Below are 12,912 nucleotides of genomic sequence, written 5' to 3'. Positions count from 1 at the left end.
GAAACATTCGGCTGGCTTAATGCGCCGCATGAACAAGTCTCTATTGCCAATGGCCGTGTCGCGCTTCCCGATCAAGAACTTTATTTTCGCCGCCATCCTCGGCGCCGCCGTCAGCGCGCTGGGCGGGTTGCCGGCCCATGCCGCACCGCTTGTCGCTGCCGGGGCGGTGGTTTCGCCGGCGTCCCCGGCGGGGCCGCTGCAGCACCTCGCCAGCGCCGGTCAGCTGCGTCTGCAGGCGCAGCGTCTGGCCAAGCTTTACCAGCAGTCGGGCATGAACCTGAAATCGTTTGCGGCGCGCCAGCAGGCGGCGCGGGCGCGTCAGGAGGTGGAGCAACACCTGGCCGTGCTCAGTCGCGCGCTCGCTGCCGGCAACACCCAGCGCCCGTTAGCGCGCACGTCGCGTGTCTGGGGAGAGCTGAAGAAGGCGCTTGATCTTCCCTTTTCGCTGGAGAACCGCGATCTCGTGAACGCGTTGGCCGAGGAAATGTCGATCGCGGCGGGCAGTCTTGCGATGCAGATCGAAGGCGGGCTCGAGAACGGGACCGGGCGTCTGCTCGATCTTTCGCTGCGCCAAAGCATGCTCGTGCAACGGCTGGCCCGGCTTTATCTGCAGGCGCATGCCGGCGACCGGCGGCAGGGGCTGCTTGTCGATATGGAGCAGGCGCGCAAGGAATTTTCGGCGGCGCTCAAGGAATTGCTGGCGGCCCGTGAAAATACGGCGAAGAGTCGCGATGCCCTTGAACTGGCGAAAACACAGTGGGTCTTCTTCGAGCAGGCCGTCATCAACCAGAAGGACGGCTGGGCGAGCAACCCCAAAGACGTGGCGACGGCCAGCGAAAGGATTCTCGAAGTGCTGGACGACGTGTGCGCGCAGTATGCGCCGGGCACCGGCAGGACACTGGCTCGCGAAGGCGGCGGGCCGCGTGGCTAGTCGTCAGTCATGTTGGAGAGCATGGATAAATGCCTCACCACCAAGACACCAAGAGCACAAAGATTCACCAAGAAAACAGGGTGTTAGCTTGGTGCTCTCTTGGTGTGCTTGGTGCCTTGGTGGTTCGCTTTTTTTGTTGGCTGCCTACAGGCGGTCGCTACCGCTCAGTGTTCGAGATTTAGCGCCGCTTTGACGGCATCGACGCGCGCCATGTGCAGGCGCTCGGCGATTTGCGACTTTTCGGGTGTGCTGCGTGCGATGCCTGCGGCGTCGATGCCGCGCATGGCGGCCAGCGCGCGGGGGAAGAGATCGGCTGACGGGATCGGTTTGTCTTCCCAGCCGAGCCGACCGTGGAAATCGCATCCGCAGGCGTCGAGCAATTGTTCAAAACGCTGCGGCCGGCGCAGCGCGTCGGCGTTTTCGAGCAGTTTGACGATGGTCGAGGCGCGCATTTCCGGGCCGCGCCGGATGTCGCCGTGGTAGCGCGCAACGAGCAGCGCCAGATCGCGGCATTCGACCGGTGCCTTGAGGCGGGCGCAGACCGTCTCGACGAGGCGGGCGCTGCGCACCTCGTGGCCTGGGTGGCGGGGCAGGTCGCTCTCCGGCGTCGAACCCTTGCCGAGGTCGTGCAACAGCACGGCGAAACGCACCGGTAGCGGATGGCCGCGGCCAGCCGAAAAGTCGAGCGCCATCATCACATGCACGCCGGTATCGACTTCCGGATGGTAGTCGGCGCGTTGCGGCACGCCGAACAGCCGGTCGAGTTCGGGCAGCAGACGCGCCAGCGCGCCGCATTCGCGCAGCACGTCGATCATGCGCGACGGTTGTTTCTCCATCAGCCCCTTGGCGAATTCCTGCCAGACGCGTTCGGCGACGAGATGGTCGACCTCGCCGCTATCGACCATCCGGCGCATCAGCGCCAGCGTTTCCGGCGCCACCGAAAAGTTGGTAAAGCGGGCGGCAAAGCGGGCCAGGCGCAGGATACGCACCGGGTCTTCGACGAAGGCCGGGCCGACATGGCGCAGGATGCCGGCCCTGAGGTCGGCAATGCCGTTGAACGGATCGATCAGCGTGCCATCGTCGGCGCGGGCGATCGCGTTGATCGTCAGGTCGCGCCGCGCCAGATCCTCGTCGAGCGTGATGTCGGGCGAGGCGTGGAAAGCGAACCCCTTGTAACCGTGACCCGTTTTGCGTTCGGTGCGTGCCAGCGCGTATTCCTCGCGCGTTCTGGGATGCAGGAAAACCGGAAAATCCTTGCCGACCGGCTTGAAGCCGCGGGCGAGCATGGTCTCCGGCGTCGCACCGACGACGACGTAATCGCGATCCTGCACCGGTAGCCCGAGCAATTCATCGCGCACGGCGCCGCCGACGGTGTAAACGGTGAAGCCCGACTCACTCATGCGTGCTTATTCGCCTTCATTCATCGCGGCGCCCCGCGTGCGCGCGATAGCCGTCGAAACGGCGCCGAGCCTGCATGGCGGACAGATAGGCTGGCGCGACGGCTTCCAGCGGTTGCGGTTTCCAGCCCGGATAGACGTGCTGGCCATCGACGATGCTGTCGACCTGCATCGAGCGCAGGTTGTCGGGCGTCATCGGCGGTTTCGGCAGCAGGCCGAGCAGGCTGGCCTGCACGCTGGCCAGTGCGCCGGGCAAGGCGATGATCGGGCGGCGGTGACCAGTCAGCGCGCCGACGTAGTCGACCAGCGCGCGCAGCGTGTAGATGCGGGGGCCGCCGAGTTCGTAGACCTGGCCGAAAGTGGCCGGGTTGTCGAGGCTATCGGCAAAGGCGTTGACCACGTCGCCGACATGCACGGGCTGGAAGCGGGCGTCCGCGCCGGCGAGTGGCAAGACCGGCAGGCAGCGCAGGAGGGTGGCGAAGGTGTTCAGGAACACGTCGCCGACGCCGAACATGACGGAGGGGCGGAAGACGGTGACGTCGAGTTCGTTCGCCGCTGCCAGCACCACGGCTTCGCCGGCGGCCTTCGAGCGCAGGTAGGCCGAGGGCGCATCGCTGGCCGCCTTGAGCGCGCTCATGTGCACGAGCCGGCGCACGCCGGCCTGCTTCATGGCGGCGATGATTTTCTGCGGCAGTTCGACGTGTGCCGCAGCGAAGCGCTTGCCGTAGGGGGCGCCGGAGCTGGTGTCGTGCAGGATGCCGACCAGGTTGATGACCGCGTCGACGCCGTCCATCAGGGCCCGCAAGGTGTCGGGATCATTGGCGTCGGCCTGGACCACGGACACGCGCGGCAGGACGAACAGCCGCTTGGCCTTGTCGCGGCGCCGCGCCGGTACGGTGACGCGCATGCCGCGTTCAGAGAGGAGGGCGGCCAGGTGTCCGCCGACAAAACCGCTGCCGCCAATCAACAGTACTTTTTTGATTTCCATGATTTGCACCGGTCAGAAGTTGGGGATAAAAGTCAAAATCGATATAACCACAGTTTAGACAAACGAGGCATTTGATACGGTCAAGGCAGTTCTTCCACCTTCGGATCAGGCGCGATGCGCCCGTTGATGACGCCAAGGCGGCTCTTGATCGACTGCGGCTTGCCGTCGAACAGCGCCGAATAGTAGACGGCATTGCTCATCACCTTCTTGACGTAATCGCGCGTTTCGCTGAACGGGATCGTTTCGGCGTAGACGGCCCCCTCGAGCGCCTGATCAGCCCGCCATTTGCGGGCACGGCCGGGGCCAGCGTTGTAGGCGGCCGAGGCCAGCACCGGGTGGTTGTCGAGGCTTTCCATGACCATGCGCATGTAAGAGGTGCCGAGCAGCACATTGGTTTCAGTGTCATTGACCTGGCCCGGGTGAAAATCGCGCAGCCCGATTTTGTTGGCTACCCATTTGGCCGTGGCCGGCATCAGTTGCATCAGGCCGGAAGCACCGACCGTCGAGCGGGCATTTGTGACGAAGCGACTTTCCTGCCGCATCAGGCCGTAGACCCAGGCGTCGTCGAGCGACTGGCGGCGCGCCGCCGGCCGAACCTGCTCGCTGTAGGGCGACAGGTAACGCAGCGAATAGTCGTGCTCGTGGCGCGTGCGGTCGGCGGCGGCGATGGCACGGTCATAGACGCCGTCGCGCAGGGCGATCGCCGAGGCGGCCAGCAATTCGCGGTCGTTCATGCCGCGCAACGCCCAGTTCCATTCGCGGACGCCTTCGATGCGCAGATTGACGCGGAGCAGTGCGAGCGCCCGCTGCACGCCTGGATTGGCTTCGACGCGGGCGATTTCTTCGCGTGTCGCCGGTGCGGCTTGGGGCGGCGGGGCAATGGTGCGGTCAAGTTCGTCGTCGGCGAGGTTGCCGTAGAAGTTGGGCTGGCCGGCGATCTTTTCGAACTGCCGGTTGGCCTGCTCGATCATTCCGCCGGCGCGATAGGCGCGGCCGAGCCAGTACGTCCAGGCGGCTTCGTTGGCCAGCGCCGGCGGCATGCGTTCGATCGTCGTCCGCACGACACCCCATTCCTGGGCGCGCAATGCGGCACGTACCTTCCATTGCGCGGCTTCGTCGGCGAGTGGTGCGTCGCCGGCCTTGCGGTACCAGACGAGTGCTTCATCCATGTGGCGTTGCGCGGCTTGCCAGCCGATCTGCGTCCATGCCCAGCCGCGCTCGTTCGCTTGCAGCTGGCCTTCGATGCGGCTCAGCTGCTCGGCGGCCATGCGCGGGTCGTTGCGCGCGATGCGGCTGATGGCGAGTGCGGCCAGCTCGCGGTTCATGCGGCTTCCGGCCACGTTGGCCCTGACCAGCCAAGGCAGCGGCGTGTTGCTGACGGCCAGCGCCGTCTTCGCGTCGGGCGTCTGGCTCGGCGGCAGGTAATTCATCGTGTAGCGGGCGGCGCCCAGCTTGTTCGCCTCGAACTGACGGCGGATGCGCGCCCAGACCTCGTCGGCCAGCACGCGCTTCTCCCAGATCAGCGTCTCGAGGACAGGCTGGCAGGCCTCGGGGGCCTCAAGCAGAGTCAGCCATAGCGTCATCGCATCGTCGAGCATGTCGGCGTCGCTGCGCGCGCGGCGGCTTTGCAGTGCGTAGCAGGACAATTCCTTGTCGGGCTGCACGAGGGCCGGATATTCGGCGTCAAACGTTGCCCATTCCTGTTGCTTGCCCAGCTGTTTGAGCCAGTCGCCGCGCATTTTTTCGGCGATGTAGGTCGATTCGTTGCGCGCCAGAAAGTCGCGGATCGCCGCCGGGTCGGCGCCGTTCTTGAGGTCGGGCAGCAGGCGCCAGTAATCGACATAGACCGCGAGCTCGTGTTCGGCCAGCTCGGGCGCCAGACGGTCGAGCTTGTTCCGGTCGCCGGTGCGGACCGCTTCGCGGGCGGCGAGGAAAGCTTCGTCGCTGGCCGCGAAAGCCGGCCTTGCCGCGTGCGCTAAAAACAGGGAAAAGGAAAGCGAGAGGATGGCGACGGTGACTGAACGACGAACCTTCATGTTAAGCTGAAACCCCCGAAAATACTGACTTTGAGCATACCACATGAATGCGGGACCGATGCCGGATGCTGTGCCTGATTGCGTGCCTGACCGCCGCGCGCTGCGCCAGCGACTGATCGAACGCCGCCTGCAGCTTTCTCCGGACGAAAGTGCCCGTCTGTCGACCGCCGTCTGCGCGCATCTGCGCGAGCATTTTTCGCAGTTGGCCGGCCTGCGCGTCGGGTTTTGCTGGCCGGTCAAGAACGAGCCGGATGTCCGGCCGTTGATCGAGGAATGGAGCGCGGCCGGTCGGCCGGGTTTTGTTGCGCTGCTGCCTGTTGTTGTCGATAGCGGCGCCGCGCTGGCGTTCCGCGCGTGGACGCCGCAGGTGCCGCTCATCGAGGACCGCTACGGTATTCCGACGCCCGTCGTTGGCGACTTCCAGACGCCGCAGGCGCTTCTGTTGCCGGTCAACGGCTTCGATGCGGCCGGCTATCGGCTCGGCTACGGCGGCGGTTTCTTCGACATGACGCTGGCGGCGCTCGACCCGCGGCCGCTGGCCATCGGTGTCGGCTACGAGTTGGCGCGCGTCGATTCGATCCGGCCCGAAGCGCACGACATGCGGCTCGATGCCGTCGTGACAGAAGCAGGGGTGTTCCGGACGGCGTAACGCAGTGTGAAGTGAGATGTACAGGGATGGCCGTCCAGCTTTCCGGCGTTTTCCTCCGTATCGTAAAAAAATGCGCCGGATTCCGGGCTGAGCGGTTGAGATTTGGCGGTAAATGGTTACAATCGGGCCGAATTCCCTTCATCCAGATCCGGCGGCGATGTGATTACCTACGAATATCCTTTCAACGAGCGCATTCGCACCTTGTTGCGCCTTGAGGATCTATTCGAGAAGGCATCCTATTTTCTGCAGCCGGACGGGGCGCGTGAACATCACGTGGTACTCCTCGCCCTGTTCGAAATCCTGGAAGTGGCCGGTCGCGCCGATCTGAAGATGGATCTGATCCAGGAACTGGAGCGCCAGCGCCAGTCGCTGCTCGTGTTCCGCAACAATCCCGATATCTCGGAAGAGGCGCTGTCCGGCGCGCTCTATGAAATCGAACAGTCGTCGTCGGCTCTGCTCGCCATGACCGGCAAGATCGGCCAGTACTTGCGCGAGAACGACTGGCTGATGGCGATCAAGAGTCGTGCGGCCATTCCCGGTGGCGCCTGCGAATTCGACCTGCCGTCCTATCATTTCTGGCAGCATCAGGAACCGGCCATCCGGCGCAACGCCCTGCTCGGCTGGCTCAAGCCGTTGATGCCGCTGCGCGACGCGATTTCGATCGTTCTGCGCCTGCTGCGGGCGAGCGGTACGGGTGAGCACCACGTCGCCAAGGGCGGCTCCTTCCAGCTGATGCTCGGCGGCAGCACCACCGCGCAGATGGTGCGCATCACCCTGAAGCAACAGCTGCCTTGTGTGCCCGAGATCAGCGCCAACAAATACGCGCTCAACGTGCGTTTCCTGACGCCCGACAGCGATTCGCGCAACCGTCACCCGAGTGGCGGCATCGACGTCCCGTTCGACATGATGTTCTGCAACCTCTGATGCAAGCGAAACCCGTCAAAAAAGTGCGCTGCCCGCAGTGCGGCGGCGAGTCGGAATGGAGTCCGGCCAACAAATACCGGCCCTTCTGTTCCGAGCGCTGCAAGCTGATCGACCTTGGCGCGTGGGCTTCCGAAAGCTACCGCGTGCCGGTGCAGGAGGCGGACGGCGGTCTTGAGGATCCGTCGGCGCCACCATCCAACGAGCCGTAGCCTGTTGTCGCGGGTGAATGCTGCATAGTCCCCGCTGTTCCTATTTCCAACCGCGCAACAGCGCAATCCCGTGAGCCCCGTGTTCGAGCGCTGTGTCGAGCATGTCTGGGCGCATGCCGCCGAGTGCGAAGACGGGGATCGGCGAACGATCCGTCAAGCGAGCAAATTCTTCCCAGCCGAGGCTTGGCGCTCCGGGGTGCGAGGCGGTGGGTAGCACCGGGCTGAGCAGGGCGAAATCGAGGCCCAGTGTGGCGGCTTTGGCCAGTTCGGCGGCGTTGTGGCACGAGGCGGCGACGAATTCGAAAGGCGGGCGTTCCTCAATCTGGACGAGTTGCCCTGCCGAGAGGTGTACGCCGTGGGCGCCGACCTCACGTGCCAGAGACGCGTCGTCGTTGACCAGCACGCGTGTGCCGGGGTGCTCGGCCGTCAGTTCCATGACGGCGTTGGCGAAAGCGAGGCGGTCATCGGCCGGTAGCGTCTTGTCGCGAATCTGGATGAGCCGCAGGCCGCTTTCCAGTGCCGCTTGCAGCCGGGCCAGTTCCGCTGCAACACCATTTTCTGCGGCATTGGTGATCGCATAGAGAGCCGGCAGTTCAAGGGCGCGCAGGATCGGGCCGTTGGCGGGCAGGATTGGCGCGACCGTGGTCGGGCCGCCGATCTTCAGCCAGGTCATTCCGCTGTGTTCGAGCGGCGCGATCTCGCCGTGCCATGACATCGCGCGGAAAAACTTGAGATGGACGATGGCGTGCGGGTAGTCGTATTCACAGGACAGCCACGGCCAGGCGCGGTCGATGGTGACGCCGAGTTCCTCCTGGATCTCGCGCACGAGCGCCTCGTGCAGGCTCTCGCCCGGTTCGACCTTGCCGCCGGGAAATTCCCAGTAGCCGGCGTAGACCTTGCCCTCCGGGCGCTGGGCAAGCAGGAATTCGCGGCCCTGTTCGCCGTCGCGGAGCAGGACGGCGGCGGCGACTTCGACGTGTTTTTTCATGGGTGTTTTGCCTGTGATGCGTGGTGCGATGTTTCTTCGGCCGGTTGCCGCGTGCCCGCCCAGTCCTTGGCGAACTGCCAGGCGACGCGGCCGCTGCGCGAGCCGCGCATCAGCGCCCAGTTGAGCGCGTCGCGCTCGGCGGCGGCGATTTCCGCTTCGCTGCAACCGAACGAGCGCAGCCAGTGGGCGGCAATCGTCAGGTAGGCGTCCTGGTCAAACGGGTAGAACGAGAGCCAGAGGCCGAAGCGTTCGGATAAGGAGATTTTTTCCTCGATTGCCTCGCCAGGGTGGATTTCCTCGCCGACGCGGTGGCTTTCGAGGTTTTCCTCGAAGTATTCGGGCATCAGGTGGCGGCGGTTCGACGTGGCGTAAATGAGGACGTTGTCGGGGGCGGCGGAGAGCGAACCGTCGAGGACGACCTTGAGCGCCTTGTACGTCGCATCCCCCGCGTCAAAGGATAGATCGTCGCAGAAGACGACGAAGCGTTCCGGGCGCCCGTCGACGAGTTCGATGATTTCGGGCAGGTCGACGAGGTCGCCTTTTTCGACCTCGATCAGGCGCAGGCCGTTGTTGGCGTATTCGTTGAGCAGTGCCTTGATCAACGACGACTTGCCGGAGCCACGCGCGCCGGTGAGCAGCACGTTGTTGGCCGGGCGGCCATGCACGAACTGGCGCGTGTTGGCGTCGATGCGCGCTTTCTGGTCGTCGATGTCCTGCAGGTCGGCAAGGCGGATGGACGGCGTGCGCAGGATGGGGTGCAGGTGGCCGGCATGGCCGCGCTTGCGCCAGCGGAAGGCGACGGCGGCTTGCCAGTCGGGGGCGGCGGAAGCCGGCGGGAGCAGGGGGGCGAGGCGGTCGAGCAGTTGCTCGGCGCGGCTCAGGAAGCTCGCGAGTTGCGACAGGGAGTCACTCATCGGGCGGTATACTCGGTTGGATTGAAACCCGAGACTTTAGCCAAACCATGTTCAAAAGCCAAACAAGACGCCTTGCTTTTTTGACGACGCTGCTGGCCGGGGCGTTGCTCGCCGGTTGCTCTGCCGTCAAGGAGCCGCCGCTCGGTGCTTGCCCCGTTTGTCCTGCACCCGTGTCGCCCGCGCAACCGCCGGCGCCGCCCGCCAAGCCGATGCAGCCGGCGCGCTGGAGCGATCTGCCGGGCTGGGCGGACGACGACGTGAAGGCCGCCTGGCCCGCTTTTCTGAGCTCCTGCCGGGCGCTCACCGGCAAGCCGCAATGGCCGCTTTGGCGCGCTGCGTGCGACGAGGCGAAGGGGCTGCCGGCGACGGTAGCCAACGATGCGGCGGCACTGCGCCGATTCTTCGAATCGCGTTTCGAGCCCTATTTGCTGACCAACCCGGACGGCAGCACGAGCGGCCTCGTCACGGGGTATTACGAACCGCTCCTGCGCGGCTCGCGCACGCGCAGCCCGATCTTCGCGCAACCGGTGCTGGGCGTGCCGCCCGACCTGCTGACCATCGATCTGGGCGATGTCCTGCCCGAGTTGAAAAACATGCGCTTGCGCGGCCGTCTGCAGGGCAACAAGGTCGTGCCGTATTTCTCGCGTGCGGAAATCACCAGCCGGGAGAAGGAAAAGACGTTTGCCGATCGCGTCCTGCTCTGGGTCGATGATCCGGTCGAATACTTTTTCCTGCAGGTGCAGGGCTCCGGGCGCGTGCGTCTGCCGGACGGCTCGATGGTGCGTCTGGGCTATGCCGACCAGAACGGCCATCCGTACCAGTCGATCGGGCGCGTGCTCGTCGAGCGTGGCGAACTCAAGCTGGAACAGGCGTCGATGCAGGGCATTCAGGCGTGGGCGCGCGCCAATCCGGCGCGGCTTGGCGACCTGCTCAATAGCAACCCGAGCTATGTCTTTTTCCGCGAGGTGCCGGTCAAGGTGGGAAATGGTGCGCGGCAGGACGAGGGGCCGGCGGGCGCGCTTGGCGTGCCTCTGACGGCCGAGCGCAGCATCGCCGTCGATCCGCGTCATGTGCCGCTGGGCGCTCCGGTATTTCTGGCAACGACGCGGCCGAACTCGAACCTTCCTCTGCGGCGGCTGATGATGGCGCAGGATACGGGCGGTGCGATCCGCGGCGTGGTGCGCGCCGATTTCTTCTGGGGATTTGGCGCCGAGGCTGGCAATCAGGCCGGCAGGATGAAGCAGCAGGGCCAGATGTGGGTGCTCTTGCCGCCCGGTGCCGGGCCGAAATGAAGCGGGTTTCTGGTATCTGAAAAATACGGATGAAAACCGGATCGAAGCGGGCGCCAAGTTGGTGCCCGTTTTTTGTGCGCGCACAATGATGGTTCGTGTTTTGATTGGCCAACAACCTAAGTTGCTGAATTGCTTAGGATTTGATGTTGGGAACAGTTTTTGCATGCTCGGCCTCGCTATTTTTCTGGAGTAAGCATGGAAACAATCAAATCAGGCAGCGACGTATTGTTCATTCTGCTGGGCGGCATCATGGTGCTGGCCATGCACTCGGGGTTTGCCTTCCTTGAGTTGGGAACAGTACGCAAGAAAAATCAGGTCAACGCGCTCGTCAAAATCCTCGTCGATTTCTCGGTCTCGACGATCGCGTATTTCTTCATCGGGTTTTCGGTCGCCTACGGCGTCAATTTCTTTTCCGGCGCCGAAGTGCTGATGCAGCAGAACGGGTTCGAGCTGACCCGCTTCTTCTTCCTGCTCACCTTTGCGGCGGCCATTCCGGCGATCATCTCCGGTGGCATCGCCGAGCGCGCCCGTTTCCACCCGCAGTTGATCGCCACCTTCGTGATCGTCGGGCTGGTGTATCCGTTCTTCGAAGGCATCGCCTGGAATCAGGCCTACGGCGTGCAGGCGTGGCTGAAAACGACTTTCGGTGCAGAGTTCCACGATTTTGCCGGTTCGGTCGTCGTGCATGCCATGGGCGGCTGGATCGCCTTGCCGGCCGTGCTGCTGCTCGGCGCCCGTCATGGCCGTTACAACAAGAGCGGCGGAATCTCGGCGCACCCGCCGTCATCCATCCCGTTCCTCGCGCTCGGGGCATGGATTCTCACCGTCGGCTGGTTCGGCTTCAACGTGATGAGCGCCCAGACGCTCGACAAGATTTCCGGCCTCGTTGCGATTAATTCGCTGATGGCGATGGTCGGCGGGACGCTGGTCGCGTTGCTGATGGGCAAGAACGACCCCGGCTTCGTGCATAACGGCCCGCTGGCCGGGCTGGTCGCTGTCTGCGCCGGTTCGGACCTCATGCACCCGCTGGGCGCGCTTGTCGTTGGTGGGGTGGCCGGCGGGCTGTTCGTCGTCATGTTCACGCTGACCCAGAATCGCTGGAAGATCGACGACGTGCTCGGCGTCTGGCCGCTGCATGGCCTGTGCGGCGCGTGGGGCGGTATCGCGGCGGGGATTTTCGGTCAGAAGGTCTTGGGCGGCGCTGGCGGCATCGCCTTCATGCCGCAACTGATCATGACCGCGATGGCGATCGCCGTGGCGCTGGTCGGCGGCACCGTGGTCTATGGTGTGCTCAAGGCAACGCTGGGGCTGCGCCTGGATCAGGAAGAAGAATTCAACGGCGCGGATATCTCAATCCACAAAATCTCCTCGACGCCGGAGCGTGAGCCGAACTGGTAAGTGGTTCGATGCATCTGGCAGCAGGAGTAAAAACGGCCGCCCTTGTTTGGGTGGCCGTTTTCTTTGCAGGATGCAGTGGATTCAGGCGATACGACGCCGCAAGGCACCGAGTCCAAGCAGGCTAAGCCCCAGCAAGGCGACCGTTCCCGGTTCGGAAACCAGCAGATTCGCGTCGGCCGTGCTCTCGTGCGCGATGGTCAGCGTGTAAAACTCAGATGCCAGCAGCGCGAAGTCCGTGAATGCCGCTGCACTTCCTTCGCAGTCATACGTGGCGGTTTGTCCTGGTAGCTGTGCGCCCAGCGTCCGGGTCATGTCGCATTGATCCGTTATTTCTAGGCCGCCGGTGATTGAGGTATTCAACACACCGTCCGGGGTCCAGTCAAACAGCGTGTCTCCCGCAGCGTTTGCCAGACTGATACTCCAGAACGACCTGGCTTGTGCCGTACTGCCGAGCAGAGAATCGGCGGTCAACAAGGCCCGAAGGAATTGGTCGATGTCGAATGCAACGCCCACGATCTGGTCTTGTGTGAGACTGAACGAGATCGTCGCCAGAAGCCCGAGGTTGTCTTCCGCCGATCCGGTGCCATTATTGACAAGTTGTGCTTCGGCAAGCGTGCTTGCCGTCGCTCCGAACGCAAACCCCGTCCCGGAAAGTGGCGCACCTGACAGCAGCGTATCGCCACGTGCCCGGTCGACCGTTGGTGTTGAAATTTCGCCGAAATTATTTTGGCCAAGTGCTGCGCATCCCGTTCCCACGCACTGATGAAGCCCGTCAATGCCGCCAAAGGTGTTTATCGGGCCGGCCGAGTAATCAAGCGTCGTGCCATTGAGCGTCGCGCTGATGTCGGTGCTGTCGCTGAATACCAGAGCGTCAAACTGACTGACATCCAGAATGCCGCCTGCCGTATTAATGAATCTGAAATTCTCAAGTGTCAGTACTGACTGGGCCAGTACGTCGGCTTGTACGGGCACGGATGCTCCGGCGAGCATGCCCGTGGCCGCCAAGGCTGTTAAGACTTTATTTAGTTTCATGTTCATCTCCAAGTATCTGTTGGTTCTAAAGCGATACCGGCTTGCACTGGAGATAAAGCACAGGTTGTTCCAACTTTGTAAGTCTATGAAAATGCGCGAGTTTATTTATTTTCTGGTGAGGGAATCTGTTTTTCTGTAAAAGGAATCGACACCT

Annotated in this window: 12 protein-coding genes; 6 read left to right on the top strand and 6 right to left on the bottom strand. The window is 63.7% G+C overall.

Annotation, left to right across the window (positions count from 1 at the left end; genetic code table 11):
- Window positions 1–28: 28 nt before the first annotated feature.
- Entirely contained in the window at window positions 29–931 is a 903-nt protein-coding gene (locus tag GH659_RS09335; protein ID WP_170285857.1) for a type IV pili methyl-accepting chemotaxis transducer N-terminal domain-containing protein, read from the top strand.
- A 164-nt stretch (window positions 932–1,095) separates the two neighbouring features.
- Here the strand turns inward: GH659_RS09335 and GH659_RS09330 are convergent, their stop codons facing one another.
- The 3 genes from GH659_RS09330 to GH659_RS09320 form a co-directional block, all read right to left on the bottom strand.
- Window positions 1,096–2,331, bottom strand: a complete 1,236-nt coding sequence (locus GH659_RS09330) for a multifunctional CCA addition/repair protein (RefSeq protein WP_153111133.1) — start codon at window positions 2,329–2,331, stop codon at window positions 1,096–1,098.
- A gap of 16 nt (window positions 2,332–2,347) precedes the next feature.
- Window positions 2,348–3,316 (bottom strand): complex I NDUFA9 subunit family protein, encoded by a 969-nt coding sequence (locus GH659_RS09325; RefSeq protein ID WP_153111132.1) that lies wholly within the window; start codon window positions 3,314–3,316, stop codon window positions 2,348–2,350.
- An 80-nt stretch (window positions 3,317–3,396) separates the two neighbouring features.
- On the bottom strand, window positions 3,397–5,352 hold the full coding sequence (locus GH659_RS09320) for a lytic transglycosylase domain-containing protein (RefSeq protein ID WP_153111131.1): 1,956 nt from the start codon (window positions 5,350–5,352) through the stop codon (window positions 3,397–3,399).
- Window positions 5,353–5,395: 43 nt separating this feature from the next.
- On the opposite strand from GH659_RS09320, the gene GH659_RS09315 reads away from it, so the two are divergent.
- From GH659_RS09315 to GH659_RS09305, 3 genes are all read left to right on the top strand, one after another.
- On the top strand, window positions 5,396–6,001 hold the full coding sequence (locus GH659_RS09315; RefSeq protein WP_246167792.1) for a 5-formyltetrahydrofolate cyclo-ligase: 606 nt from the start codon (window positions 5,396–5,398) through the stop codon (window positions 5,999–6,001).
- A 159-nt stretch (window positions 6,002–6,160) separates the two neighbouring features.
- Window positions 6,161–6,925, top strand: coding sequence for a cell division protein ZapD (gene zapD, locus GH659_RS09310; protein WP_153111130.1), 765 nt, complete (start codon window positions 6,161–6,163; stop codon window positions 6,923–6,925).
- Window positions 6,925–7,134, top strand: coding sequence for a DNA gyrase inhibitor YacG (locus GH659_RS09305; protein WP_153111129.1), 210 nt, complete (start codon window positions 6,925–6,927; stop codon window positions 7,132–7,134). Before zapD ends, GH659_RS09305 begins: the two co-directional genes overlap by 1 nt.
- A gap of 40 nt (window positions 7,135–7,174) precedes the next feature.
- On the opposite strand, the gene GH659_RS09300 is transcribed toward GH659_RS09305, so the two are convergent.
- The gene (locus tag GH659_RS09300; protein ID WP_153111128.1) at window positions 7,175–8,122 is read right to left on the bottom strand and encodes a Nudix family hydrolase; all 948 of its coding nucleotides are present in this window, start codon (window positions 8,120–8,122) and stop codon (window positions 7,175–7,177) included.
- Window positions 8,119–9,036 (bottom strand): ATP-binding protein, encoded by a 918-nt coding sequence (locus GH659_RS09295; protein WP_153111127.1) that lies wholly within the window; start codon window positions 9,034–9,036, stop codon window positions 8,119–8,121. The genes GH659_RS09300 and GH659_RS09295 overlap by 4 nt, the downstream gene beginning before the upstream one ends.
- A 47-nt stretch (window positions 9,037–9,083) precedes the next feature.
- Here GH659_RS09295 and mltA point away from each other — a divergent pair, with 47 nt between their 5' ends.
- Window positions 9,084–10,328: a murein transglycosylase A gene (mltA, locus tag GH659_RS09290; protein WP_153111126.1), complete on the top strand. Its 1,245-nt coding sequence runs from the start codon at window positions 9,084–9,086 to the stop codon at window positions 10,326–10,328.
- Between the two features lie 195 nt (window positions 10,329–10,523).
- Window positions 10,524–11,726, top strand: coding sequence for an ammonium transporter (locus GH659_RS09285; RefSeq protein WP_153111125.1), 1,203 nt, complete (start codon window positions 10,524–10,526; stop codon window positions 11,724–11,726).
- An 81-nt stretch (window positions 11,727–11,807) separates the two neighbouring features.
- Here the strand turns inward: GH659_RS09285 and GH659_RS09280 are convergent, their stop codons facing one another.
- Window positions 11,808–12,758: an EDSAP-1 family PEP-CTERM protein gene (locus GH659_RS09280; protein WP_170285856.1), complete on the bottom strand. Its 951-nt coding sequence runs from the start codon at window positions 12,756–12,758 to the stop codon at window positions 11,808–11,810.
- Window positions 12,759–12,912 lie beyond the last annotated feature (154 nt).

The sequence above is a fragment of the Propionivibrio limicola genome, from assembly GCF_009469695.1.
Lineage (GTDB): Bacteria > Pseudomonadota > Gammaproteobacteria > Burkholderiales > Rhodocyclaceae > Propionivibrio > Propionivibrio limicola.
This window is presented reverse-complemented; position numbering and strand designations above follow the sequence as displayed.